The organism is Erwinia sp. GW821-FHT03D09 (assembly GCF_059420805.1).
On record NZ_JBWKUK010000017.1, the window covers coordinates 37048 to 61837 of the forward strand.

Below are 24790 nucleotides of genomic sequence, written 5' to 3' on the forward strand. Positions count from 1 at the left end.
ATAGCAGAGAAAGGCAATACAAGATCTAAAAAGCAGTAGTTTATAGTGCAAAAACAATAACAGGCAGTGCATATCATTAGTTAACATAAATATCGCGTTACATGATTTGTATCTTTTTTATTCGACCCGGCGTTATTTTCTGCATTTTACCTGCAATTGATGCACAAAAGGCGCGTAAAAGCGCGCCTTATACACAAAATGACAGGGGATAACGGCTTACCAGATGCAGTTGGCGATATCTACCACCAGGCGCAGTTTGGCCCACTGCTGCTCTTCCGTCAGGCTGTTGCCCTCTTCGGTCGAGGCAAAACCGCACTGCGGACTGAGGCAAATCTGATCCAGGCTGACGTACTGCGACGCTTCTTTAATCCGCAGCTCCACCGTAGCCGCATCTTCCAGTTCGCCAGTTTTGGTGGTGATCAGGCCCAGTACCACCTGCTGATTGCCCGGCTTGATAAAGCGCAGCGGCTCAAAGCCACCGGAGCGTTCGTTATCGTATTCCAGGAAGAAATTATCAATATTAACGCCGCCAAACAGAATCTCCGCTACCGGCTCATAGCCACCTTCCGAGATCCATGTTGAGCGGAAGTTTCCACGGCAAACATGCAGCCCAACAATCAGATCGTCCGGCTTACCCTCCAGCGCTTTATTCAGCACGCGGGCATAGGTCTGCGCCAGCTCTTCCGGGTTGTCGCCGCGCTCGCGAATTTCACGCTTCTGATCGTCGGAGCAGAGGTAGGCCCAGACGGTATCATCCAGCTGCAGATAGCGACACCCGGCATCGTAGAATGCTTTAATCGCATCTTTGTAAGTCTGCGCCAGATCGTCAAAATAGTCTTTCAAATCGGGATAGACGTTGGCATCAATCACCTTACGGCCGCCGCGGAAGTGCAGCACGCTTGGGCTGGGAATCGTCATTTTCGCCACGGCATCGCCGCTAATACTCTGCAGGAAACGAAAATCCTCCAGCATCGGGTGATTGCTGAAGCCCAGTTTACCGGTCACTTTCACGCCACGTGCTTTAGTCTGCACGCCATTAAACTGAATGCCCTGCTCGGCTTCGTAACGCTTCACGCCGTCCAGGCCGTCAAAGAAATCAAAATGCCACCAGGCACGGCGGAATTCGCCGTCGGTCACCACCTTCAGGCCCGCTTCACGCTGTAGTTCTACTACCTTACGGATTTCAGCATCTTCAATGCGGCGCAGCGCGGCGGCGTCAATGTCATCGGCTTCAAACTGTTTACGTGCCTGCTTGATGGCCGCCGGGCGCAGAAAGCTGCCAACCACTTCGGCGCGATAATGGGTAGATGTTGTCATAGTCGGTTACTCCTGGCCTGCCATCCGGCGCATAATTTAGGGTAGTAATAATTACTACCGGCCACCCTTAGACGTCTGGATGTCTACATGTCTGGTATTAAGAGTGTCATGAGAAACAGGCAGCGGCAAACGAGGAAAATTCATTGCAGTTGAAAAAAATTCATTTTCCTCATGAGGAGCAACTGCGATTAAGACAGGTAAAAAGAGGATCAGGGTTCCAGCAGGCTCAGCGCATGCTCGCGCTGCTGCTGCGAAAGCGGCAGATAACCGGCCTGCGTAACCAGCTTTTGACCGTCCGGCGACAGCGCCAGACGCAGGAATGCCACGGTCAGCGGCTCCAGCGGCTTGCCGGGGGCTTTATTGACGTAAATATAGAGCGGGCGGGCGTAAGGATAGAGCCCGCTACGAATATTTTCCGGCGTTGGGGATATCCAATCGCTGCCGCTGCGGGCCACGGGCACCGTTTTCACGCCGCTAACATGAAACCCCGCGCTGGCGTAGCCAATGCTGTTCAGCGTACCGGCCACTGCCTGTACCACCGCCGCCGAACCGGGATACTCACCAACATCTTTGCGGAAATCACCGTTGCACAACGCCTGCTGTTTAAAGAAACCCCAGGTGCCGGAAGCGGAATTACGGCCGAAGCGTTGAAGGCCACGCTCGGGCCAGCCCGGTTGCGTCAGCTGTAAATCGCCCCAGGTCACCGGCACTTTCCGCGTCCCGCAGCGGCGGGTAATGGAAAAAATAGCGTCCAGCTGCTGCACATTCAGCCCTGGCAGCGGATTATCCTGATTCACCACCACCACCAGCGCGTCCATCGCCACCGGTACCGCCAGCGGCGGATAGCCATAGCTGCCCTCAAACAGCTGCCGCTCAGAGGCCTGCATCGGGCGGCTCATCGCCCCAAGCTGCGCAGCACCGGCCGCCAGCGCGGTTGGCGCCGTGGACGATCCCGCCGCCTGGATCTGAACGTTGATCCCCGGATATTGCCGGTTAAAGCTCTCGCCCCACAGCGCCATCAGGTTGCCCAACGTATCAGAACCGACGCTGGATAAATTCCCCGCCAGCATCCCCTCGCGGGCCGGAGCAAGAGAAGTAAACAGCAGCAACGCCAGCCCCATCAGCTTTTTCATAGCAAGAAACCCGTCAGATTAGCGAACCGCATTCTCAACCAGTTCGACGCTGACAATCAACCTCGGCGGCAGCTGGAAGCTAAAACAGGTTTCTTTATTCGGCTCGCTGGTGATATCCAACCGGGCATTATGGTGGCTCAGCGCGTGTTTAACTATCGCCAGCCCCAGCCCGCTGCCGCCGGTCTGACGGGAACGTGCCTTATCCACCCGATAGAATCGCTCGGTCAGGCGCGGAATATGCTCGGCGGCAATGCCAGGACCGTTATCCCGCACCTTAAACTGCGCGCCCTGGCTATTGCGCAGCCAGCTGATATCGATACATGTTCCTTCCGGGGTGTGGTTTACCGCGTTATACACCAGATTAGAGATAGCGCTGTGCAGTTGCTCATCATTACCGTACACACGCAGATGGGGGTCGGTGTGGAAGTGGATCTCATGGCGGCCGTTACTGAGGGTTTCCGCCTCACGCTGCAAAATGCGCAACATTCTGGGCACATCCACTTTTTCCTGCATATTCAGCGCCGGTGCGGCTTCAATGCGCGACAGCGTCAGCAGCTGCTTCACCAGACTATCCATCCGCCGGGTCTGCTCCTGCATGGTGTTCAGCGCCTTATCGCGCACGCTGCCCTCCAGCACAGAATCATTCATCATCTCCAGATAGCCCTGCAAAACGGTGAGCGGCGTGCGCAGTTCATGGCTCACGTTGGCAAAGAAGTTACGCCGTGCACCCTCCAGCTGATGCATCTGGGTAACGTCACGGGCCACCATCAGCCACTGCCCTTCGCTATAGGGCATCACGCGGAACTCAATATGGCGGTGATTATTCAGCACCAGCGTCAGTGGGCGGCTGAAATCGCGCTGGCGAAGATAGCGGGTGAACTCAGGATAGCGGAGCAGGTTAAGGATATTCTGGCCGTTATCCTCCGGCCAGCGCAGCGCCAGCATCTGCTGGGCCAGGCCGTTACACCAGAAAATCGTCCCTTCTTCGGTGGTGAGGATCACCGCATCGGGCAGCGATTCCGCGCCGCTGCGAAAGCGTTTAATCAGATGCCCCAGCTCGCGGCGGCGGCGGCGATTACGCGCCTGCATCTGATACAACCCATAAAACAGCGGCTCCCAACTGCCCCGTCCGCTTGGCGGAGTCATGCTGCGATCAACCCACAGCCAGTGGGAAAGGCGAAGTAAATTATTGAAGTGGAAACCCAGCACGCAGAGTACTGAGACTAACAGCAGCCAGGGCAGATACCCGATCAGCAGCCCGAGCAGAAGCGCGGGCAGGCTGGCGAGCAGCAGCTCCAGAAATAATCTCTTCCAGGAGAGGCGTTCCAACACGGTTCAGACTCCAGTGCGAACGATCAGTAGCGTGCAGAGAAACGATAACCTGTTCCACGAACGGTTTGTACCATGCGATCGTGCCCGGTCAGCTCTAAGGCTTTACGCAGGCGACGAATATGCACGTCAACGGTACGGTCTTCGACGTAAACGTTAGTTCCCCAGACGTGGTTTAGCAACTGTTCGCGGCTGTAAACACGTTCCGGGTGAGTCATAAAGAAATGCAGCAGCTTGTATTCGGTCGGCCCCATTTCAAGCGGTTGGGTATCCGACATCACGCGGTGAGAGGACGGGTCGAGGCTCAGCCCCTGCATCTCAATCACCTCTTCTACCGCCATTGGCGAGATACGACGCATAACTGCTTTGATGCGCGCCATCAGCTCCTTCGGCGAGAACGGCTTGGTAATATAGTCATCGGCCCCGACTTCCAGGCCACGTACGCGATCTTCTTCTTCACCGCGCGCCGTTAACATCATCACCGGAATATCGCGGGTCATCGCTTCGCGCTTCAGATGCTTAATAAACTGAATACCGGAGCCGCCCGGCAGCATCCAGTCAAGCAGAATCAAATCCGGCCAGGGTTCAATCAGCAGGCTAACCGCGCTGTCGTAATCCTCAGCTTCAATGGGTTGATAGTCGTTTTGTTCAAGAACGAAACACAACATCTCGCGGATTGGGGCTTCATCTTCAACTACCAAAATACGCTTAGCCATTATTGCTCCTGCTAATGTGACAGGCTGTCACGGGGATATGCGGCGTCATTATGCGTCAGTTTTATGACAATTTTATGAAAAAAACACCCCCGAAATTGGGAGCATAGCGAAAAAGCAGCGCGGATGATTTCAACCTTACCGCAGGCATTCACTTACCCCGTTAACAGCAACAGCGTTTATAATCCCCCGCAACATCATCAGGCTATGCAGGGAGTGACATGCGCATCATTCATACCGCCGACTGGCATCTCGGGCAGTTTTTCTATACCAAAAGCCGGGCGGCTGAACATCAGTCCTTTCTTGACTGGCTGCTGGAGCAGGCAGAAGCGCAGCAGGCTGATGCGATTATAGTCGCCGGTGATATTTTTGATACCGGATCGCCGCCAAGCTATGCCCGCGAGCTGTATAACCGCTTCGTGGTGAATTTACAGCAGACCGGCTGCCAGCTGGTGGTGCTGGGCGGCAATCATGATTCGGTGGCGACATTGAATGAATCACGTGAGTTGCTGGCTTGCCTTAATACCCGAGTGATCGCCGCCGCCAGTGACGATATCCGCGACCAGGTGCTGGTACTGAACACGCGTGACGGTCAACCAGGGGCGATGCTGTGCGCCATTCCGTTCCTGCGCCCACGTGACATTATGCGCAGCCAGAGCGGCCAGTCGGGTCGCGACAAGCAGCAAACCCTGCTGGAGGCGATTACCGACCACTATCAACGCTGCTGGCAGGAGGCGCTGGCGCAGCGGGCGGCCCTGAATCTGACGCTGCCGGTGATCGCCACCGGGCATCTGACTACCATGGGCGTGACCAAAAGCGACGCGATGCGCGATATCTACATCGGCACGCTGGATGCTTTCCCGGCCGACGCCTTCCCGCCTGCAGACTATATTGCGCTCGGCCATATCCACCGCGCCCAGCGCGTGGCTAACAGCGAGCACATTCGCTATAGCGGCTCGCCGATTCCACTCAGTTTTGATGAGCTGGGCAAAGAAAAAAGCGTGTTTGTGGTGGATTTTGCCGATGGCGCGCTCAGCCAGGTTACCCCGCTCGCAATCCCGCTGTTCCAGCCGATGCGGATGATCAAAGGCTCGCTTGAGGAGATTGAAGCGCAGCTGGCGGCGCTGGAGCCGGACCCGCAGGAAAAATTAATCTGGCTGGATATTGAGATCGTCACCGACGACTGGCTCAGCGAACTTCAGCGCCGTATTCAGCAGCTGACCGAAGATCTGCCGGTGGAAGTCGTGTTGCTCCGCCGCAGTCGCGAGCAGCGCGAACGCGTTATCGCCCGGCAAAACAATGAAACCCTCAGCGAACTCAGCGTGGAAGAGGTGTTTGCCCGCCGTCTGGCGCTGGAAGAAGGCGAACCGGAGCGGCTGGCGCGTGCTGAAGCCCTGTTTGCGCAAACGCTGGAAGCGGTACGCCATGAGGAACAGCCGTGAAAATTTTAACCTTACGTTTTAAGAATCTGAACTCGCTGAAGGGCGAATGGAAAATCGACTTCAGCGCCGAACCTTTTGCCAGCAACGGGCTGTTTGCCATCACCGGGCCCACTGGTGCCGGGAAAACCACTCTGCTGGACGCCATTTGCCTTGCGCTGTACCACGAAACTCCCCGCCTGAAGAGCATCACTCAGTCGCAAAACGATCTGATGACCCGCGATACGGCGGAATGCTTGGCGGAAGTGGAGTTCGAGGTAAAGGGTGTAGCCTGGCGCGCCTTCTGGAGCCAGAACCGCGCGCGCGGTGCCGCCGACGGTAATCTTCAGGCCCCGCGCGTGGAGCTGGCGCGCTGCGAAGATAACCAGATTGTCGCCGATAAAGTGAAAGATAAGCTGGAAATGATTGCCAGTCTCACCGGGCTGGACTTCGAGCGCTTTACCAAATCCATGATGCTGTCGCAGGGGCAGTTTGCCGCCTTCCTGAATGCCGATGCCAACAAACGTGCCGAACTACTGGAAGAGCTGACCGGCACTGAAATCTACGGTCGGCTGTCGGCGCAGGTTTTTGAGCGCCACAAGCTGGCCAAAGCCGAACTCGACGGCATGCGCACACAGGTATCAGGGATGGATTTGCTGAGCGACGAGCAGCAGCAGGAATTCAGCGACCGCATGGCGCAGCTGGTTGCAGATGAGCAGGTACTCACTTCGCAACAGCAGCATCAGCAGCAGCAGCTTCAGGAATGGCAGCAGCTGGAGCAGCTACAGCAGGACCGAAATAACCTCGTTCAACAGCAACAACAGCTGACCGAACAGCTGCGGCAGTCTCAGGAAACCCTGACCAATGCCGCACAGCAGCAGCAGCAGGCACAGCAGGCGGAAGAGCAACATCAGGCTCAGCGGCTGGCGCAGGAAACGCTGATTGCCGAGCACGTGCTCCCGCTCGATCATCAGCTGAGCACGCTGGGCGATCAATTGAAGCAGCTGGATCTGGAGCGAAGTAAGCACCAACTGTCTTATCAGGCCCGCCAGCAGGAACGGATAAAAAACCAGCAAATCCAGCAGGATAAACTGGCGCAGCAGCAGCAGTTACAGCAGTGGCGAGATGGGCATCCCCGTTTCGCGCAATATGGCGAATCCTTACCGCTATGGCGTGAACGCTTCCAGCAGCAGGAAAAAAGTGATCAATCACTCTCTGCGCTACGCCTGCGCGTAAAGCGTCAGCAGCAGGATTTGCACCAGCTGGATCTGGACCGCCAACGGCTCGTTCAGCAGGCTATTCCACTCCAACAGCAGCTGACCGGGGCGCAGCAGGCGCTGGAGAAAGCCGAGCAGGCACTTACCCCCCTGCAACAGCAGCATTCTGCCGAATCCCTGCGCAGCGGGCTGGAACAGTTTTCCCACCAGCGCCCACAGCGCCAGCAGCTGGCTACGCTACAACCACAATGGCAGCTGTTAACCACCCGGCGCAGCCGACTGCAGCAGGATGACCAGCAGCTGGCGCGTGAAATAACGCAGACTAGTGAACAGTTACTTACGCTACGCACCAGCTGGAAAGAGAAAAACCAGCATTTGCAGGATGTTAAGGCGCGCCGGGATCTGGAGCAACGCATCGCCAGCCTTGAAGAACATCGTGCCCGCCTGGAGCCGGGTCACCCCTGCCCGCTGTGCGGTTCAGCCGATCATCCTGCCGTCGCGGAATATCAGGCGCTGCAGCTGTCGGAAACGCAGCAGCGGCTGGCGGAATTAGAACGGCAGGAACAGGAATTAAAAGAGCGTGGCAGCGCCTGTGCCGAACAGCTGAAGCAGTGGCAGCGGCAGGCAGAACGGCTGAAGCAGGATCGACAGGAGGCCGACGAGCAGGCAGCCCAGCTGGAGCACCGATGGCAAGATGCGGTGCAGGCGCTGGGGCTGACCTTCAGCCCTGACGACGGAGAGCAGGTCACGGCCTGGCTGCAAGAACAGGAGCAGCGGGAGCAGAAACAGCAGCAGCAGCTGAATGCGCTTGAGCAGGCGGAGCGCCACTGCCAGCAGCAGAAAGAACATCTCTACCAGCAGCAGCAGGCGATGCAAACGCAGCAGCAGCAAACGCAGCTTCATCAGCAGCAGCACGATTCCGCCAGCCGTCAGCTGGAGGAACAGCGTCAACAGCTGGTACAGGAAGAACAGCAGGCTGCCCAACAGCGCAGCGAGCTGGCTGAAAGCCTGCTGCCGCTGGAACTGGCGCTGCCGGAAGATGGCGACTATCACGGTTGGCTACAGCTGCGTGAACAGCACTGGCAGCAGTGGCAGCAGAACGCCGCCGTGCTGATGCAGCTGATACCGGAGCTGGCAACCCTGAGCAGCCGCCAGCAGGTACTGGACGAGGAGCTGACGCAGCAGCAGGCACAGCTGAACGCACAAAATCAGCGCATCAGCGAGCAGCAACAGGCATTGACTCACTGCCAGCAGCAGCGGCAGCAGCTATTTGGCGATCGCGTTATCCCCCATGTTCAGCAGCAACTTCGCGAGCAGGCCGCCGAGTTCGCGGCCGCCACCCGCCGCCATCAGCAGCTCTGGCAGCAGCAGCAGGATCTCACCAGTACCCTACTTGGCCAGCATCAATCGCTGGAGGGTCAGCTGCTGGCGCTGGCGGCGCGGCTGAAGGAGTGTGAAGAGAGGGGCAGTCACCAGCAGGACAGCGGTTTGCTTAACGGCCAGGAAAACCTCAGCGTGCGTGAGGCGCTGGCCGCCAGCGTGGCGGAGCTGAGCCGCCAGCTGCGAGAAAACGCCGGTTTGCAGGGGCAACTTCGCCAGCAACTGAACTACGATGCTTCTCGTCGCCAGACGCTGCAATCCCTGCTGGCACAAATCGCTGAGAACGAGCAGCGGGTGGAGGACTGGGCGTATCTGAATCAGCTGATCGGTTCACGCGATGGTGATAAATTCCGCCGGTTTGCCCAGGGGTTGACGCTCGATCACCTGGTATGGCTGGCAAACAATCAGCTCAACCGCCTGCACGGCCGCTACCTGCTACAGCGCAAAACGCAGGAAGTACTGGAGCTGGAGGTAGTGGACACCTGGCAAGCGGATGCCCGCCGCGACACGCGCACGCTGTCCGGCGGCGAGAGCTTCCTGGTCAGCCTGGCGCTGGCGCTGGCGCTTTCCGACCTTGTCAGCCATAAAACGCGCATTGAATCGCTGTTCCTTGATGAGGGATTCGGCACGCTGGATGCCGAGACGCTCGACAGCGCGCTGGATGCGCTGGATGCATTGAACGCCAGTGGAAAAACCATCGGGGTGATCAGCCACGTTGAGGCGATGAAGGAGCGTATTCCCGTACAGATTCGGGTACGTAAGATTAACGGCCTTGGTTACAGCCGGCTGGAAACGCCGACGGAGTAAGTCTCACTGGTGGATTGGTGCTGGAATGGCTGCTGCTGGCGGGCAGTAAACTTCCCCAACTGCCGGAAGGCGCGCGGTGCAGCCGCAGGGCATAGCGTTTTCCAGCGGCCTGTAGCAAAAAGGTCGCGTTCTCTGAACGACACAGCAGGCTCAGTTTTCCCTGTAACGAAGGTGTTGCGCTGGTACTGGCCGTTGTCTGCCTGATTGCCATGCTGTGGTTTAACCCGCTGATCGGCGCCGTTTTCGTTGGCTTGATGGCGGTGACCTACATCTGGTTCCTGGTGACCAAAAGCCTGCGCGATAACGCACCGCGTGATGTCATGCTACAGGGCGAACACCCCTTAAATCCGTCGTTCTGCTCAGGCAGACCTTAGCCATCCGGGCACAGCCATCATCGCGACGGCCGTGCCCGTTTTCTTTAGCAACGCCGGGAAAGAGCTTACAGCGGCCACAGCCACGCCGCTCCGCGCACACCGCTGGAGTCACCGTGCACCGCCCGGCGAATCGGGGTGGCAAACTCGCCGCCGAATACCCAGTTTTTCACCAGCTGCGGTACCGTCTGATACAACCTGCTGACATTACTCATGCCGCCGCCCAGCACGATCATATCCGGGTCAAGAATATTCACCACGTGCGCCAGTGATTTCGCCAGTCGCAGTTCATAGCGGCTCATCACCAGCTCCGCTACAGGGTCTTGCTGCTCGATCTGCTGAATAATCTCCGCACCTTTGCGGTCGATACCGCTGAGCCGCTGGTAGTCGGTGGCAAAACCGGTTCCGGAAATAAAGGTTTCGATGCAGCCCGCTTTGCCGCAGTAGCAGGGCACTTCACGGCGATAGTTCAGCTCGTCCTCATCCATCCACGGTAGCGGATTATGCCCCCATTCTCCGGCGTTGCCGTTACCACCGCTGTGCGCCTGGCCGTTCAGCGCCACGCCCGCACCGCAGCCGGTGCCAATAATCACCGCAAAGACCGTCTGCATCCCGGCGGCAGCGCCGTCCACCGCTTCGGAAACCGCCAGGCAGTTCGCATCATTGGCAATACGAACTTCACGCCCGAGCAAACGCTGTAAATCTTTATCCAGCGGCCTGCCGTTCAGCCAGGTGGAGTTGGCGTTTTTAACCAGTCCGGTCACCGGTGACAGCGTGCCTGGAATGCCCATCCCTACCGTTCCCCGCTGTCCCGTGGCCGCTTCCGCCCGCTTCACCAGATCGGTGATAGTAGCCAGCGTCTGCTCATAGTCGTTACGCGGCGTAGGAACGCGGTAGCGATACAGCTCTTCACCCTGGTCTGACAGCGCAATCACTTCTGTTTTCGTGCCACCCAAATCGATACCGATACGCACCCATTATTCCTTATAATTTAACGTTCAGATCATTACCTTAGAAGGCGAAAGGCTGAAAGGCAATGAAACCCCGTCGCTGATTCGTTATCATGCGCGCTGACTTTGAACTTGCGCGCCATTTACGCGCCCTGAGAGGGAATGCACCATGCTGTGGTTTAAAAATTTGATGGTTTATCGTCTTAATCGCGAGATCCCACTGGCGGCAGACGAGATGGAAAAACAGCTCGATGCCTTCTCTTTCACCCCCTGCGGCAGTCAGGATATGGCAAAAACCGGCTGGGTTTCCCCCATCGGCCCGCGCAGCGACGCGCTGACTCACGTCACCAACGGTCAGATCCTGATCTGCGCCCGCAAAGAAGAGAAAATTCTGCCTTCTCCGGTGATTAAACAGGCGCTGGAAGCCAAAATCAGCAAGCTGGAACACGAACAGTCGCGCAAGCTGAAAAAAACCGAAAAAGACTCGCTGAAGGATGAAGTTCTGCACAGCCTGCTGCCGCGCGCCTTCAGCCGCTTCAGCCAGACCTGGCTGTGGATCGACACGGTGAACAACCTGATCATGGTTGACTGTGCCAGTGCGAAAAAAGCCGAAGACACGCTTGCCCTGCTGCGAAAAAGCCTCGGTTCGCTGCCGGTGGTGCCGCTGACGCTGGAAAGCCCGATTGAGCTGACAATGACCGAATGGGTACGCTCAGGCGATCTGCCTGCCGGATTTGCGCTGATGGATGAAGCCGAACTGAAAGCGATTCTGGAAGACGGCGGCGTAATCCGCTGTAAGAAACAGGATCTGGTGTGTGATGAGATCGCTAACCATATTGAAGCCGGCAAACTGGTGACCAAACTGGCACTTGACTGGCAGGAACGCATTCAGTTCGTGCTGTCGGATGACGGCTCACTCAAGCGTCTGAAATTCGCCGATACGCTGCGTGAGCAGAATGACGATATCGATCGGGAAGATGTTTCCGGTCGCTTCGATGCTGATTTTATTCTGATGACCGGTGAACTGGCCGCGCTGATTAGCAATACCGTTGAAGCATTAGGCGGCGAAGCCCAGCGCTAGCGGATAGCAAAAGGCGCGCCGTAGCGCGCCTTTTGCTGGATTTCGCAGATTAATCTTTCAGATAGCGGCACAGATAAGCAGAGGGCTCGGCAACCTGAAGATGAAACTCGCTGTGACCCGGTACATTGAACACGTCACCCGGCTGATAGTATTTCCACTCCACTTCGCCCGGCAGCAGCACTTTCAGCGAGCCACTTACTACGGTCATTTCTTCCGCCTGTGCGGTACCAAAGGTGTATTCACCTTCCGCCATGACGCCTACACTGGCGCGGCCGGTGCTGGCGCTGTCAAAACCAATGGACTTCACTTTACCGCCAAAATACTCACTAACGTTGAGCATATAAATTCCTTAAAATCAGATACAAAGGTAAGCAGGCAATATAGAGGCATTTTTACCGAACTGTCACGCTTTTTCACCGGTCTGGGTGGCCTTTACAGCAGCAGCTCCGCCGCCAGCCTGGCCACCAGTACGTTTGGCAACAGCACGGGTATCCCTAACAGTTTCTGTAAAAAATCACGATGCCGCTGCTGGTAGGCAATACTGTCGAGCACTACCACATCGGCCCCCTGCTCCTGCAACGACAGCGCCGCATCGATCAACAGTTCCTCATCAGGATGCTCCGGGCTGGCAGCGGCAAAAACACGGGTAGTGGCTTAACCACGCGGAGGGAAAACATTCCTGTTGGAAAGCATCAGTAAGATAAAATATTGCAGTGAAACAGGCTTTAACGACAGAGTATTACGCTGCCGTCGAAGCGACTAAGTAGAAATTACTCTTCGGTTAAAAATGGAAGATGAAGAAAACGTAATACAGCATCCCTGCCCGGCGCTTACTCTTTGGAGCGATCTTCGTATCGCGCTTTGGCATCCAGTGCTTCCTGTTCGGTTTCGTGCTCACTGATCAGGGTGTCGGGCTTAGGATGATCGGCACGCAGTTCGTACCAGATGACGGTGTTGTCGGGTGCGCCCTTGTTCACCGGCACAACCGAGGCATGCCGTGGATAGGGTGGTTTTCCTGGCACATCACATTCCCTCCTGTGGTTAGCAACTCAGGTGGCAGAGATTTCTACCAAATCAGATCCGTATCAGGACCTGACTTAATTATAGACATTATCAGCCACTTATCGCTTTGCATGGGGAGATACAAAATTATCCGTAAGCCCGACGCCAGGAGGAATTCAGCTGGCCTGAGCCAGAGAAAGCGCGTTAACAATCTGCTGTACAACAGCTTCCGGGGACTGCATCGCATCAACAATATGATGGGCTGCCTGGCGGTAGAGCTGGTCGCGGGCCGCAAGTACCTCGGCCATTTCTTCAGCGATAGGACGACCGGTTAGCGTCGGGCGCTGCGCATTTTCAGGGTAGGCTTCCAGCCGCGAGGCGAGAATTTCAGCCGGCGCGTTGAGATAAATAACGTGCCCGTTGTCGTGCATAAACTGGCAATTCTCGGCAGCCAGAATCATACCGCCACCGGTGGCAATCACCTTGCCGGGCGCGGTAACGGCAATTAACGAGGTAGACTCACGGCTGCGAAAACCCGGCCATCCCTCTTCCGCTACAATTTCTGCCACGGTCTTACCGCTAACCTGCTGCAGATAATAGTCGGTATCGCAAAAGTCATAACCCAGTGCCGCAGCCAAAGCCTGGCCAACGGTAGTTTTCCCGCAGCCGCGAGCGCCGATGAGATAGATGGGTAATGACATAGCAGGACTTTCCTAACAAAGCGGAAGAATGAACAATGCCGGGCATAATACCGGACATTTTCTGCCGGGGCTACCAGTAACGTTTTATTTACAGTCAGGCCAGGCACCTTTCAATTCAACCAACTGAATTTAAAAAAATTTAACTGTAAAAAATAAATTACACCAGGCTTATTTTGCCTTTTTCTGCTGCTGTAACCATTTGTCCAGCTCGTTGGCGAAAGCCTGCCGATCGCGCTGATTGAGCGTTGACGGCCCGCCGGTCTGCACGCCGCTGGCCCGCATGGTATCCATAAAATCACGCATCGTCAGGCGCTCACGGATGGTCGCTTCGCTATAGCGTTCGCCGCGAGGGTTGAGTGCCACGGCGCCTTTTTCCATCACTTCCGCCGCCAGGGGGATATCGGCGGTAATCACCAAATCGCCCGCTTCTGCGCGCTGGACAATTTCATTGTCGGCGACGTCAAAACCCGCAGCAACCCGCAGCGTGCGAAGAAAACGCGACGGCGGTACGCTGAGCGACTGATTCGCCACCAGCGTTACCATCACCTGCTCACGATCCGCCGCGCGGTACAGCACTTCTTTGATCACTTTCGGACATGCATCGGCATCGACCCAAATTGGCATCACCACTTCCTTAGATTGAAAATTGATAATAATGGCGATCTTCCCATTCTTTTGCGGAATGGCAAACTTAATCTGCTACGACCACTTAATAAGCATGTACTGTGCCCTGTCAAAACCTTTCGGTTTAAGCCTGCCCAAAGCTGCGTTAAGGTGGAGGGATGAGATAAGCGCACACTTTTTTTACCGAACTCGCAGGGAGAATATGGTGGACAAGAAAATCGGTTTTATTGGCTGCGGCAACATGTCGAAAGCTATCATTGCAGGTCTGGTCGCGGCCGGGCAGGTCACGTCTGAGAATATCTGGGTTTACGACCGCAAGCCGGCAACCAATAAAATGATGCAGGAGCAGTATGGCATTACCCCGGCCGAAAGCGCAGAAGAAGTCGCCCGTGAGGCCGATATTCTGTTTGGTGCGGTGAAACCAAACGTGATCCTCAACGTACTTAAGGACGTCGCCAACAGCCTGAATAAAGAGAGCGTGGTGGTATCTATCGCCGCTGGCGTAACGCTCGACTCGCTGGCCAGCGTGCTGGGCCACGACCGTAAAATTATCCGCGTAATGCCCAATACCCCGTCCCTGGTCAACGAAGGCATGACCTCGGTAACGCCAAACGTGCTGGTTTCCCATGAGGAAGCAAAAGAAGTTGTGGAGATTTTCAACGGCTTTGGCAAAGCCGAACTGGTGCCGGAATATCTGATCCATTCCGTTGTTGGTGTAAGCGGGTCGGCACCGGCCTACGTGTTTATGTTTATTGAAGCGATGGCGGATGCGGCGGTGCTGGGCGGAATGCCGCGCGCGCAGGCCTACCGTTTTGCCGCGCAGGCGGTAAAAGGCTCCGCACAGATGGTACTGGAGACCGGTAAGCATCCCGGAGAGCTGAAAGATATGGTTTGCTCTCCCGGCGGTACCACTATCGAAGCGGTAAAAGTGCTGGAAGAGAAAGGTTTCCGTGCCGCCGTGATCGAAGCCATGCAGCAGTGCATGGCTAAATCAGATCGAATGAGCCGGGCGTAATTCACTGTCTGTTGTTCACAAGAACTAAGGCGAGTAACCAGTGCGCTACTCGCCGCGTAATTTATCGCCACTCAACAGAGAATTAAAGAATCAGGCCCGGCACAATAATAATGGCGAAAATCAACGCAATAAGCCCGTGCTTGACCCAGTAGTAAAGCTTACGATTGCGTTTTTTTAGTCTCTGACCGGCATCGCGCAGGCGGTTGACGTACTTAAAGATACGGTTAATGCCCCCAACCCGATCGTTTTCATCATTAGGTGAGCTGGCGGCAGACATCAGCGTCGATCCTACCCAGTGATTAACTCTCTGTGCCCACCGCCATTTCATCGGGCGCTCAATATCGCAGAAAAGTATAATACGCGTCTGCTCCGTCTTATTCTGCGCCCAGTGAACGTAGGTTTCATCAAATAGTACCGCCTTGCCGTCGCGCCAGCTATGGCGATCTCTGTCTACCTCAATAAAGCAGCGATCGTCGTTCGGCGTCACCAGCCCAAGGTGATAACGCACGGACCCCGCATAGGGATCGCGGTGTTTACCCAAATGGCTCCCTGCGGGCAGTTCGGCGAACATTGCCGCTTTAACTGAAGGGATCCTACTCAGCAGCTCACTGGTAACCGGGCAAAGCGACATCGCTGAGGGGTGCGCATCACCGTACCATTTCAGATAAAAACGCTTCCAGCCACGCTTAAAGAAGGTATTAAAACCGGCATCCTGTTGAGTCTGCGAAGCTTTGATATGATCCTGAAGCTGAAGGGCCTCCTGGCGGATTACCTGCCAGTTGTCGGTGATCTGCTGTAGCTCAGGGAATTCTGCGGGATCGAAGTAGGGCTGTTTCGCGGGCAGCTTCGAAAAACCGGTCATAAACATATTTACCGGAGCCATAAAGGTTGAGTGGTCGAATAATTGCCTGGAGAACTTCTGCTTTTCCACGCCACGTGAATGCGCATAGATAACGCTAATCACAAAGATACCGATAATAATTAAAGCCACCATGTAAGTATTCCTTAGCTTACCCCCACATTGAAGCCAGGAGTACGGTGCTCCTGGATCATGCAGGAAAGAATGTGAAGCCTGAGATTTTAATAAGAGGCAACAGGAATAGTTAATCCGCCAGTGCCAAAATTGATGACAGGAAAAAGGGAATGATTATCGGTTTAATAGAGGTTTAGATAAGCGGCCTGAGTGGCCGCTTAATTTAGAATGGCCCTGTATCGCGGTATGGCGGAAGGTTAACTTTTCTTCAGACAGGAACTCATAAAGGTTTTACGCGCATCGCCCTTCAGTTCTTTTTGGCTGGCGTCAGCATTACAGGTTTTCATTTTCATCTGCTGCGGCGTCATTCCATCAACTTTTGCGTCTTTTTTCAGGCAGTTACTCATAAAAACCTTACGCTCATCGCCCTTAAGCGCTTTCTCACCGGCTTGCTGATTGCATACCGTCATTTTTTGCTGCTGCGCGGTTTTCTCAGCGGCTCCCGCATAGCCAGCAGCAACAGCAGACAACATTAATATTGCGATCGTCATTTTCATAGCCTTCCCATCCCTTATTGTTTTTCGGTACGGGTAAAGTTTGGCACAGCTTTTCTATTCGGCGAGAAAAAGTACTGAGATTTGCATTCAACATCACAGCGACAAACAGCGGCACCGTCGTCGCTGGTTAAAATAATTACTGGCGGGGGTGATTCAGCAAACGTTGAATATAGCTTTGCAACAGCGTGAGATCTTCCGGGTGTTGTTGTTCCCCGGTTGAAGCCGTCTGGATCGCTGAGTTGATACTTTCGTTTATCTGCCGCAGCTGTTCTGCATCCGTTTTACGTAACAGAGCCGTTACGACAATCTCTAATGCTTCCACCTGGGCAACCAGCTCTTTGGATTCCGTTTCTTTTTCTGCAAGCCTGATCAGTAATTCTGCAATGAGATTTTTCATGCGACTGTCTCAGCAAGGTAAAGCAAGACGGTAACACTGGTTTAAATAAAAGAAAACAGTATTCGCTTTATATTTTCGTTACTTATGCACGGAAAAAGAGCAAATAATCATCTTTACATTTTCGAAACGTTTCGCTGAAATTAACGGGAGTAAAACAGGAGAAAGGATGATGCAGGACAGACCCCGAAAGCCCAGATACCCCGGGGTCTGAGTGATTATCGGCCCGGTTCCATAAACCCACCGTGAGGACCGCCGCCGCCCCAGCCACCATCGCCGCCTCCCCAACCGCCGCCACCGCCCGGAGGAGGGAACAGGCATCCACTGAGCGCTGCCACCAGCGCGACGATACTCGCCGCCTTAAGAATACGAATCATGTTAAAACCTCACGGGTCACAATATAAGGATGCCCTCCTCATTTCTCCCGCGATAGTAATTGCCGTCTGGACCGCTCACAATGCAGAAAAATCCGGTTAGCGGCGCTTTTTACTCGCCGTAACCGTGTTTAACAATTTCCTGTTACTTTTCACGCACAACCCTGTCCTGGTCACGGGTGTTATTCGCTTTCACCAGATTTAATTGCCGCGATCCGCCTCGCATTCCGTGGGATTTTCGCTTTACAAGAGCGCGGATTCACGACAATGTGAGCGCATGACATTGATGAGATTTTGACCATGACCGATCGTAATCCACTTTCACTGCAGCAGCTGGTGTCTCTCCGTTACTGGGAGAACCCTGCCGTTACTCAGATCAACCGCTTAACCAGCCACCCTCCGTTCGCCAGTTGGCGCAGCAGTGAATCCGCGCAAGAGGATCGCCCCAGTCCGTCGATCCAGTCACTGAGCGGCGAGTGGAGATTTAGCTACTTTGACCGACCGGAAGCGGTTCCGGATAGCTGGATCGCAACTGACCTCGGTTCGGCAGAACGTGCCACCGTGCCGTCAAACTGGCAGCTTTCCGGCTACGATGCGCCTATTTACACCAACGTGCAGTACCCGATTCCGGTCGATCCGCCGCGTGTTCCTGCCGAAAACCCCACTGGTTGTTACTCGCTCACATTTGATTGTTCTGCCGACTGGCTGCAAAGCGGACAAACGCGGATTATCTTCGACGGCGTGAACTCCGCCTTCTATCTGTGGTGCAACGGCAGGTTTGTCGGCTATTCACAGGACAGTCGATTACCAGCGGAATTCGACCTCAGTGATGTACTGCAAAGCGGCACAAACCGGATTGCGGTAATGGTGCTACGCTGGTGTGACGGCAGCTATCTGGAAGATCAGGATATGTGGCGGATGAGCGGTATTTTCCGCGACGTCAGTCTGCTGCATAAACCCGCGGTCCACCTGCAGGATGTTCAGATCGAAACCCGCCTGAGCGCGGAGTTTCACAGCGCCGATTTGCGGGTGCTGGCAGTCTGCTCAGAACAGGATGCACGCGACCACCAGGTTGAAGTTACCCTCTGGCAGCAGGATACGCTGATTGCAGAACGCCGCCAGGCATTGGGTAGTACTGTTATTGATGAGCGCGGCAGCTATACCGACCGTACACTGCTCAGCATCAATGTGCCACAGCCGCTGCTGTGGAGTGCGGAAACGCCCTATCTTTACCGTGTTGTGGTGACGCTGCTTAATGCCAGCGGTGCGCCCCTTGAAAGTGAAGCATATGACGTCGGTTTCCGTCATATTGCGGTAGAGGGCGGGCTGCTGAAGCTTAACGGCAAGCCGCTGCTGATCCGCGGTACCAACCGCCATGAACATCATCCGGATCGCGGTCAGGTGATGGATGAAGAGACGATGATCCGCGATATCATGCTGATGAAGCAGCATAATTTCAACGCGGTGCGCTGCTCGCACTATCCCAATCACGCCCTGTGGTATCGCCTGTGCGACCGCTTCGGGCTGTATGTGGTTGATGAAGCCAATATCGAAACCCACGGCATGCAGCCCATGAATCGCCTGTCTGACGATCCACAGTGGTTCAATGCCTTCAGCGAGCGCGTCACGCGTATGGTGCAGCGGGATCGTAACCACGCCTGCATTATTATCTGGTCGCTCGGCAACGAGTCCGGCCACGGCAGTACGCACGATGCGCTTTATCGCTGGATTAAGAGCCACGATCCCAGCCGCCCGGTACAGTATGAAGGCGGCGGAGCCAATACCGCCGCCACCGACATAATTTGCCCGATGTATGCCCGAGTGGATCAGGATCAGCCGTTTGATGCGGTACCGAAGTGGTCGTTGAAGAAATGGATTGGCCTGCCGGAGGAACAGCGCCCGCTGATTCTGTGTGAATATGCCCACGCAATGGGCAACAGCCTCGGCGGCTTTGACCGCTACTGGGCGGCGTTCCGCCAGTTCCCGCGCCTGCAGGGTGGATTCGTCTGGGACTGGGTCGATCAGAGCCTGACCCGTCATGAAACCGACGGCAGCAGCTGGCAGGCTTACGGCGGCGACTTTGGCGATACGCCTAACGATCGCCAGTTCTGTATGAATGGCCTGGTCTTCGCCGATCGTACCCCGCATCCTTCATTGTTTGAGGCCCAGCGCGCCCAGCAGTTCTTCCAGTTTACGGTTGAAAGCTACGCCCCGCTGACGCTGCGGATTACCAGTGAATACCTGTTCCGCAGCAGCGATAACGAGGCTCTGCGCTGGCATATTGAACACGAAGGCCAGCGGACAGGCGGAGGGGAACAGGTTCTGGAGCTGGCGGCGGAACAAAGCATCAGCCTGGTTCTGGGCGATCTGCCCGAACTGGCCGGTGAACTGTGGCTGCGGGTCGAAGTGATACAGCCTGCCGCCACGGCATGGTCGCCCGCCGGGCACCGCGTGGCATGGGACGGCTGGCGGTTGCCGGCTGCGCTCTCGCTGCCGCGATCCCGGCAAAATATTGAGCGCCCCCGACTTACCGAAACCGCACAGCTGTTCGACGTGCAGCACGGTGACCAGCGCTGGCAGTTCAGCCGCAGCAGCGGCGAGCTGACGCAGTGGCTTCGTGACGATAAACCACAGCTGCTCTCCCCGCTCTCCGATCTGTTTGTGCGTGCGCCTCTGGATAATGATATAGGCATCAGTGAGGTGACCCGCGTCGATCCTCGTGCATGGGTCGAGCGCTGGCGGCGGGCCGGTTACAACCAGCTTGAGCCATTGCTGATTAGTCTGCAGGCGGATGAACTGAGCCACGGCGTGCAGATCGGCAGCATCCACGCCTGGCAGGCCGCGGGGGAAACGCGTTTTATCAGCCGCAAGCGCTATCTGTTCGACGGTGAGGGTAGACTCAGCATCGACGTTGAGGTGGATATTGCCGCCGGTCAGCCGGAACCTGCACGTATCGGCCTGCGCTGTCAGCTGGCCGAAGTAGCGGAGTACGCCAGCTGGCTGGGCCTGGGGCCGCACGAAAACTACCCCGATCGGCGGCTGGCCGCTGAGTTCAGCCGCTGGCAGCTACCGCTGGCAGAACTCAGTACTGCCTATGTCTTCCCGGGGGAGAACGGGCTACGGGGCGGCACCCGCGAACTGGAATACGCTGGACTCAAGGCTGAGGGAGATTTCCACTTCTCACTGAGCCGCCACAGCGTAGAACAGCTCCGCGATACATCACATCGCCACCTGCTGCGTGATGAACCGGGATGCTGGCTGATCCTTGACGGTTATCATATGGGCATAGGCGGCGACGACTCCTGGAGCCCGAGCGTTAACCCTGACTTCCTGCTGTCTGCCCGGCAGTACCGCTATCAGCTAACGCTGTCACTGGCCTGAAGTTACGCCGCCTGTGCGATTACCGCGCGGGCGGCGGTAAATCCAGATCAGCTGCACGGTATTCACCAGCACCACAACGGCGGTGGCGGCGAATACCCAGCGGAACCCACCTGCAGCGGAGATTCCCGAGCCCATCAGTGGCCCTACCACGTTACCGAGGTACATAAACGACTGGTTATAACCAAAAATTCTGCCGGTCACTCGATCGCTGCAGTAGCGCAACAGCAGGGTCTGTACGGCGGGCATCATCGCACCGTCGGCAAAGCCCAACAGGAAGCGCAGAATGCCCAGCTCAAGGGCACTGCTGGCCCACGACATGCCGATAAACAGCAGGATGGAAAAGATCAGCGATGCAAACAGAATGCGCTGCGCGCCAATACGATCGCCGAGTTTCCCCAGTGAAGGTGCGGACAACAACGCGGAGACGCCGGGGATCGCCGCCACTACGCCGCTGATAAAAGCAATATTCTGCACGTTCGGTTCAAGTTCGCGCACAAACAGCGTCAAAATCGGGCTGATTGACCCGTTGCACAGCTGAATCACCAGCGTGGTAAAAAACAGGCTGATGGTCAGCGTTGGCCACGGCAGAGTACGGAACACCATGCTGCCGCTAAGATTGTCTTCTTTCTTGACCCGAATGACACCGCTTTCTTTAATCAAAAACAGCGTTATCAGAAAGCTTATCAACAGCAGCCCTGAGGTAATGATAAATACTGCCCGCAGTCCTATCCAGTCAGCCAGCAGCCCGCCCATCAGCGGCCCCATAATCACCCCGCAAATTTGCGCGGTGGATACCATGCTCATTGCCCAGCCGCTGCGTTCGCGCGGTACCTGAGCCGCCACCAGCGCCATTGCGTTGGGAATGTAGCCCGAAGTCAGCCCCATCAGCGCACGCAGTGCCAGCAGCTGCCAGACATTGGTGACAAAGGCCTGGAGCAGGATCACCACCCCCATGCCAAGCGAAGCGCGTAGCAGCATCAACTTGCGCCCTTTTCGATCGGCAAGGCTTCCCCACATCGGTGAAACAATCGCTGAAACCAGGAAGGTGATACTGAAAATCAGCCCGGACCATAGCGTCAGTGACGCCGGATCGGTCACGCCAAGCTGTTCAACATAGAGGGGAAGAAACGGGATTATCTGACTGATCGCCAGCCCGGTAAACAGACAGCCAAACCAGACTGAGATTAGATTAACCTTCCAGGATTCCATCGGACTGCACTTGCGGCCTTATAACAACATCATGAGCGACAAGTGTAACAACTGTCAGCGACGGCGCGAGAACAAATAAGGTGATGGGCTTCACTTCAGAATTTTCTACTAACACCAACGAAGCTGTGGTCCTGAAAACGCAAAAAACCCGCCGGAGCGGGTTTTTTAACTTTCATCATCTCAGGCGTTAAACGCCGAGCGAATGAAAGGAGTGACTATCTTACAGTGCAGTTACGTTAGCAGCTGCTGGGCCTTTCTGGCCGTTTTCGATAGTGAACTCTACTTTCTGGCCTTCTTCCAGCGTCTTGAAGCCGCCGTTCTGAATTGCAGAGAAGTGTACGAATACGTCTTTGCTGCCGTCGGTTGGAGAGATGAAGCCGAAACCTTTCTCAGCGTTGAACCATTTTACCAAACCAGTCATTTTGTTAGACATGAGTCTTTCCTTCAATTATGTAGTAAGCCACAGGGGCACAAGGTTTTTCAACAGGGGATTACTATGAGGCACTCAAGAAGGAAGTCAGGAATAAGCTGTGTAACGCTTTAACTGCAGACTGCTTTACTAAAATTGCTCGCATACGTGGGTCTGTTTCAAAACCAACGCAAGCATTTACGCATAACCGTGCGCCGGGTTCAAGCGGAAAAAAAAATTAATAAATAAAATACGACCAACACAATGATTTAAATGACAATATATTTTCACCCTCTTTATTATTCACTTTGTATACTCACCTTCATTCTGCTTTTCTTGTCTCAGGTCATTTTTTGTCAACGGGACAGATCGCCGTTAATGTAGGCTTCTTTTTCTGGTTGAAGAATATGAAATATCAATAACTAAGTCTGCGTTCAATGAGGATATAACAGAATGATTGAACTGTTTAAGGCCGTAGGCCTTGGCCTGGTAGTGCTTCTACCGCTGGCGAACCCCCTGACGACCGTAGCCCTGTTTCTGGGGCTGGCCGGGGATATGAACTATCAAGAGCGTAACCGGCAGTCGCTTCAGGCGTCTGTCTATGTGTTTATTATTATGGCCGTTGCCTACTACGCCGGTAACGTCGTCATGAATACCTTTGGTATTTCAATTCCCGGCCTACGTATTGCTGGCGGATTGATCGTTGCTTTTATCGGTTTCCGCATGCTTTTCCCTCAGCAGCAGGCGGGGCATTCCATGGAAGCCGAACACAAAATGGATGAAATGAACGAGCGTAAAAGCGTCAACATCGCCTTTGTCCCGTTAGCGATGCCCAGTACCGCAGGGCCGGGGACCATTGCGATGATCATCTCCACCGCAGCAACGATTCACAGCGGTACCACCTTTGCTCCCTGGGTGATTACCGTTGCCCCCGTACTGACCTTTTTTGCAGTCAGCCTCATTCTGTGGGTCTGCCTGCGTAGTTCAGGCGCGATCATGAGACTGGTCGGCAAAGGCGGTATTGAAGCGATTTCCCGCCTGATGGGGTTCCTGCTGGTTTGCATGGGTGTGCAATTTATGATCAACGGAACAATCGAAGTCATTACGACCTATCACGCAGGATAAACACACACGCCTTCCGGGCAGATTCCACCGCCCGGAACACTTTTCAAGGTGCTTAAAAATATTTCCGCCTGTTACTGGCATTCCGGCACCGCACATCTACAGTTTACAGAATCTCCGGTCATCTTTTTCAGGTAGCGGGAGCGGATATTTCTTGCCCAATTCTCTCGTATTCACAACAACAATTATGATTCCATTGAAGGCGATCGGCTCTTCCGTGGATGCGTCTGTGGAGGTGTATCATGGCTTATCACGTTCAGGGCGCAGGCCGCGCAATTACCGACTATTTTAACAGCCCGGCATTCCAGGCTCCCAGAGAAAGCGAGCTGCTGGAAGCGATTATGGTGGAGCTGATGCAGAACGGGAAACCGCTCAGCAACGACGCGATTATTGCCAGCGTCATCGCCCGACTGGAAGGAGAAGCCGATGAAACCATCCTCCAGGGGTATCGCAACCTGCTGACGCAGATTTTCAACGGCAACAAATAAACACGATATGCCCCTCAAACCGCTGAGCCGCCGTTCTATTTATCCCGAAAAAAAACCCGCAAACAGCGGGTTAAAGACGAGCATTGCATATCTGGAGTGACGAGGAAGTCACGTTGTGTGCAGAAAGATACTGCCATCAGCGCGTTGCAGGATGATGACAGCACAAACCCGCCTGCCTGGATGGGGAATATTCCCTATACGAATGTTTACACGGCAAACGATTGTTATTCGGCATAGCGTCATTAAGATAGGCGCCGAAGGCAGGCTGGAGATGGCAGATGAATAACTGGTATATCGTTCTTATTAACCGCTTTAAAAAGGTCGGGCTTTACCTGCTACTACCTCTCCTGTCCCTTATTCTGGTCATCCGACTGGTTGATGGCATTCGGGCACCCGATCTGCCCGCAGATTTCGCCAGCCAGTCTTTGCATACCATTGACGGCAGAGACCTGACGCTTGCGGAACTCAGCGAAAAAAAGCCGCTACTGGTGTTATTTTGGGACCGCTGGTGCGCGGCCTGTCATGACACCATTCCCTTGATGATCAAACTCAACGATGAGCGCACCAACGTGCTGACCGTCGCCAGCATGTCGGGAAATGACATCAGCGTTGTACGCTACCTGAACGGGCATCACTTCAATCTGCCGGTGGTTAATGACAGTAACGGCAGTCTTGCGGCTCACTGGCAGGTGGCCAGCAAACCCACACTGCTTGTTATTGCAAAGGGGGAAGTGGCCAGCACCAGCAGCGGCTGGACCAGCAACACGGGGGTGCTCTTGCGCTTGTGGTGGGTCAGAAAATGGCAGTACTGACCGGCCTGCACGG

23 protein-coding genes and 2 pseudogenes are annotated in these 24790 nt (G+C 55.2%); 9 read left to right on the top strand and 16 right to left on the bottom strand.

The window, feature by feature from the left end; translation table 11 throughout:
- Positions 1–216 precede the first annotated feature (216 nt).
- The 4 genes from AC07U6_RS16965 to phoB all read right to left on the bottom strand — a co-directional run bounded on the left by AC07U6_RS16965 (position 217) and on the right by phoB (position 4495).
- Positions 217–1317, bottom strand: coding sequence for a cobalamin-independent methionine synthase II family protein (locus AC07U6_RS16965; protein WP_494761733.1), 1101 nt, complete (start codon positions 1315–1317; stop codon positions 217–219).
- A 209-nt stretch (positions 1318–1526) separates the two neighbouring features.
- Positions 1527–2450: a PstS family phosphate ABC transporter substrate-binding protein gene (locus AC07U6_RS16970; protein WP_494761732.1), complete on the bottom strand. Its 924-nt coding sequence runs from the start codon at positions 2448–2450 to the stop codon at positions 1527–1529.
- Positions 2451–2468: 18 nt separating this feature from the next.
- Complete coding sequence (gene phoR, locus AC07U6_RS16975) at positions 2469–3782, bottom strand: phosphate regulon sensor histidine kinase PhoR (RefSeq protein WP_494761731.1); 1314 nt, start codon at positions 3780–3782, stop codon at positions 2469–2471.
- Positions 3783–3805: 23 nt separating this feature from the next.
- Complete coding sequence (phoB, locus tag AC07U6_RS16980; protein WP_105590763.1) at positions 3806–4495, bottom strand: phosphate response regulator transcription factor PhoB; 690 nt, start codon at positions 4493–4495, stop codon at positions 3806–3808.
- A gap of 218 nt (positions 4496–4713) precedes the next feature.
- On the opposite strand from phoB, the gene sbcD reads away from it, so the two are divergent.
- The 3 genes and pseudogenes from sbcD to AC07U6_RS16995 all read left to right on the top strand — a co-directional run.
- The gene (gene sbcD / locus AC07U6_RS16985) at positions 4714–5934 is read left to right on the top strand and encodes an exonuclease subunit SbcD (RefSeq protein ID WP_494761730.1); all 1221 of its coding nucleotides are present in this window, start codon (positions 4714–4716) and stop codon (positions 5932–5934) included.
- The gene (locus AC07U6_RS16990) at positions 5931–9314 is read left to right on the top strand and encodes an SbcC/MukB-like Walker B domain-containing protein (RefSeq protein ID WP_494761729.1); all 3384 of its coding nucleotides are present in this window, start codon (positions 5931–5933) and stop codon (positions 9312–9314) included. The genes sbcD and AC07U6_RS16990 overlap by 4 nt, the downstream gene beginning before the upstream one ends.
- 173 nt (positions 9315–9487) lie before the next feature.
- Positions 9488–9688, top strand: a pseudogene (locus AC07U6_RS16995) (hypothetical protein); the annotation flags it as partial.
- Between the two features lie 65 nt (positions 9689–9753).
- Here the strand turns inward: AC07U6_RS16995 and mak are convergent.
- Complete coding sequence (gene mak / locus AC07U6_RS17000) at positions 9754–10659, bottom strand: fructokinase (RefSeq protein ID WP_494761728.1); 906 nt, start codon at positions 10657–10659, stop codon at positions 9754–9756.
- 145 nt (positions 10660–10804) lie between these two features.
- Between mak and rdgC the strand changes: the two genes are divergently transcribed.
- Positions 10805–11716, top strand: a complete 912-nt coding sequence (gene rdgC / locus AC07U6_RS17005; RefSeq protein ID WP_105590754.1) for a recombination-associated protein RdgC — start codon at positions 10805–10807, stop codon at positions 11714–11716.
- A 49-nt stretch (positions 11717–11765) separates the two neighbouring features.
- Here the strand turns inward: rdgC and ppnP are convergent, their stop codons facing one another.
- The 5 genes and pseudogenes from ppnP to AC07U6_RS17030 all read right to left on the bottom strand — a co-directional run bounded on the left by ppnP (position 11766) and on the right by AC07U6_RS17030 (position 14043).
- Positions 11766–12056 (bottom strand): pyrimidine/purine nucleoside phosphorylase, encoded by a 291-nt coding sequence (gene ppnP, locus AC07U6_RS17010; protein ID WP_494761727.1) that lies wholly within the window; start codon positions 12054–12056, stop codon positions 11766–11768.
- 92 nt (positions 12057–12148) lie between these two features.
- Positions 12149–12367: pseudogene (locus tag AC07U6_RS17015) on the bottom strand (AroM family protein); the annotation flags it as partial.
- Positions 12368–12546: 179 nt separating this feature from the next.
- Complete coding sequence (locus AC07U6_RS17020) at positions 12547–12738, bottom strand: YaiA family protein (RefSeq protein WP_494761726.1); 192 nt, start codon at positions 12736–12738, stop codon at positions 12547–12549.
- Positions 12739–12894: 156 nt separating this feature from the next.
- Entirely contained in the window at positions 12895–13419 is a 525-nt protein-coding gene (gene aroL / locus AC07U6_RS17025) for a shikimate kinase AroL (RefSeq protein WP_494761725.1), read from the bottom strand.
- Positions 13420–13587: 168 nt separating this feature from the next.
- A complete protein-coding gene (locus AC07U6_RS17030) occupies positions 13588–14043 on the bottom strand; it encodes a YaiI/YqxD family protein (protein ID WP_494761724.1) in 456 nt (151 codons plus the stop codon).
- A 202-nt stretch (positions 14044–14245) separates the two neighbouring features.
- Between AC07U6_RS17030 and proC the strand changes: the two genes are divergently transcribed.
- Positions 14246–15058, top strand: coding sequence for a pyrroline-5-carboxylate reductase (gene proC, locus AC07U6_RS17035; RefSeq protein WP_494761723.1), 813 nt, complete (start codon positions 14246–14248; stop codon positions 15056–15058).
- Between the two features lie 82 nt (positions 15059–15140).
- Here proC and lpxO read toward each other — a convergent pair whose 3' ends face one another.
- The 4 genes from lpxO to AC07U6_RS17055 form a co-directional block, all read right to left on the bottom strand.
- Positions 15141–16052 (bottom strand): lipid A hydroxylase LpxO, encoded by a 912-nt coding sequence (lpxO, locus tag AC07U6_RS17040; protein WP_494761722.1) that lies wholly within the window; start codon positions 16050–16052, stop codon positions 15141–15143.
- 236 nt (positions 16053–16288) lie between these two features.
- Positions 16289–16588, bottom strand: coding sequence for a PsiF family protein (locus AC07U6_RS17045; RefSeq protein WP_494761721.1), 300 nt, complete (start codon positions 16586–16588; stop codon positions 16289–16291).
- Between the two features lie 136 nt (positions 16589–16724).
- Entirely contained in the window at positions 16725–16985 is a 261-nt protein-coding gene (gene iraP, locus AC07U6_RS17050) for an anti-adapter protein IraP (protein ID WP_105590744.1), read from the bottom strand.
- 215 nt (positions 16986–17200) lie between these two features.
- Positions 17201–17359, bottom strand: a complete 159-nt coding sequence (locus AC07U6_RS17055; RefSeq protein ID WP_494761720.1) for a hypothetical protein — start codon at positions 17357–17359, stop codon at positions 17201–17203.
- 297 nt (positions 17360–17656) lie between these two features.
- On the opposite strand from AC07U6_RS17055, the gene AC07U6_RS17060 reads away from it, so the two are divergent.
- Complete coding sequence (locus AC07U6_RS17060; RefSeq protein ID WP_494761719.1) at positions 17657–20737, top strand: beta-galactosidase; 3081 nt, start codon at positions 17657–17659, stop codon at positions 20735–20737.
- Here the strand turns inward: AC07U6_RS17060 and AC07U6_RS17065 are convergent.
- Together AC07U6_RS17065 and cspE are read right to left on the bottom strand one after the other, a co-directional pair.
- Positions 20726–21946, bottom strand: coding sequence for a multidrug efflux MFS transporter (locus AC07U6_RS17065; protein ID WP_494761718.1), 1221 nt, complete (start codon positions 21944–21946; stop codon positions 20726–20728). The genes AC07U6_RS17060 and AC07U6_RS17065 overlap by 12 nt on opposite strands.
- Positions 21947–22166: 220 nt before the next feature.
- On the bottom strand, positions 22167–22379 hold the full coding sequence (gene cspE / locus AC07U6_RS17070) for a transcription antiterminator/RNA stability regulator CspE (protein WP_012442280.1): 213 nt from the start codon (positions 22377–22379) through the stop codon (positions 22167–22169).
- Between the two features lie 429 nt (positions 22380–22808).
- Here cspE and AC07U6_RS17075 point away from each other — a divergent pair, with 429 nt between their 5' ends.
- The 3 genes from AC07U6_RS17075 (at position 22809) to AC07U6_RS17085 (ending at position 24777) form a co-directional block, all read left to right on the top strand.
- Positions 22809–23480 (top strand): MarC family NAAT transporter, encoded by a 672-nt coding sequence (locus AC07U6_RS17075; RefSeq protein WP_494761717.1) that lies wholly within the window; start codon positions 22809–22811, stop codon positions 23478–23480.
- A 239-nt stretch (positions 23481–23719) separates the two neighbouring features.
- Positions 23720–23965 carry a biofilm development regulator YmgB/AriR family protein gene (locus AC07U6_RS17080; protein WP_494761716.1) on the top strand — a complete coding sequence of 82 codons (246 nt, stop codon included), beginning with the start codon at positions 23720–23722 and terminating at the stop codon, positions 23963–23965.
- 278 nt (positions 23966–24243) lie between these two features.
- Positions 24244–24777: a redoxin domain-containing protein gene (locus AC07U6_RS17085; RefSeq protein ID WP_494761715.1), complete on the top strand. Its 534-nt coding sequence runs from the start codon at positions 24244–24246 to the stop codon at positions 24775–24777.
- Positions 24778–24790 lie beyond the last annotated feature (13 nt).

Excerpts from the sequence above, each read along its gene's own strand:
- AC07U6_RS16965 (WP_494761733.1), bottom strand. The coding sequence starts at position 1,317 with ATGACAACATCTACCCATTATCGCGCCGAAGTGGTTGGCAGCTTTCTG.
- AC07U6_RS16970 (WP_494761732.1), bottom strand. The coding sequence starts at position 2,450 with ATGAAAAAGCTGATGGGGCTGGCGTTGCTGCTGTTTACTTCTCTTGCT.
- phoB (WP_105590763.1), bottom strand. The coding sequence starts at position 4,495 with ATGGCTAAGCGTATTTTGGTAGTTGAAGATGAAGCCCCAATCCGCGAG.
- sbcD (WP_494761730.1), top strand. The coding sequence starts at position 4,714 with ATGCGCATCATTCATACCGCCGACTGGCATCTCGGGCAGTTTTTCTAT.
- rdgC (WP_105590754.1), top strand. The coding sequence starts at position 10,805 with ATGCTGTGGTTTAAAAATTTGATGGTTTATCGTCTTAATCGCGAGATC.
- ppnP (WP_494761727.1), bottom strand. The coding sequence starts at position 12,056 with ATGCTCAACGTTAGTGAGTATTTTGGCGGTAAAGTGAAGTCCATTGGT.
- aroL (WP_494761725.1), bottom strand. The coding sequence starts at position 13,419 with ATGTCATTACCCATCTATCTCATCGGCGCTCGCGGCTGCGGGAAAACT.
- AC07U6_RS17030 (WP_494761724.1), bottom strand. The coding sequence starts at position 14,043 with ATGCCAATTTGGGTCGATGCCGATGCATGTCCGAAAGTGATCAAAGAA.
- proC (WP_494761723.1), top strand. The coding sequence starts at position 14,246 with ATGGTGGACAAGAAAATCGGTTTTATTGGCTGCGGCAACATGTCGAAA.
- lpxO (WP_494761722.1), bottom strand. The coding sequence starts at position 16,052 with ATGGTGGCTTTAATTATTATCGGTATCTTTGTGATTAGCGTTATCTAT.
- AC07U6_RS17045 (WP_494761721.1), bottom strand. The coding sequence starts at position 16,588 with ATGAAAATGACGATCGCAATATTAATGTTGTCTGCTGTTGCTGCTGGC.
- iraP (WP_105590744.1), bottom strand. The coding sequence starts at position 16,985 with ATGAAAAATCTCATTGCAGAATTACTGATCAGGCTTGCAGAAAAAGAA.
- AC07U6_RS17055 (WP_494761720.1), bottom strand. The coding sequence starts at position 17,359 with ATGATTCGTATTCTTAAGGCGGCGAGTATCGTCGCGCTGGTGGCAGCG.
- AC07U6_RS17060 (WP_494761719.1), top strand. The coding sequence starts at position 17,657 with ATGACCGATCGTAATCCACTTTCACTGCAGCAGCTGGTGTCTCTCCGT.
- AC07U6_RS17065 (WP_494761718.1), bottom strand. The coding sequence starts at position 21,946 with ATGGAATCCTGGAAGGTTAATCTAATCTCAGTCTGGTTTGGCTGTCTG.
- cspE (WP_012442280.1), bottom strand. The coding sequence starts at position 22,379 with ATGTCTAACAAAATGACTGGTTTGGTAAAATGGTTCAACGCTGAGAAA.
- AC07U6_RS17075 (WP_494761717.1), top strand. The coding sequence starts at position 22,809 with ATGATTGAACTGTTTAAGGCCGTAGGCCTTGGCCTGGTAGTGCTTCTA.
- AC07U6_RS17080 (WP_494761716.1), top strand. The coding sequence starts at position 23,720 with ATGGCTTATCACGTTCAGGGCGCAGGCCGCGCAATTACCGACTATTTT.
- AC07U6_RS17085 (WP_494761715.1), top strand. The coding sequence starts at position 24,244 with ATGAATAACTGGTATATCGTTCTTATTAACCGCTTTAAAAAGGTCGGG.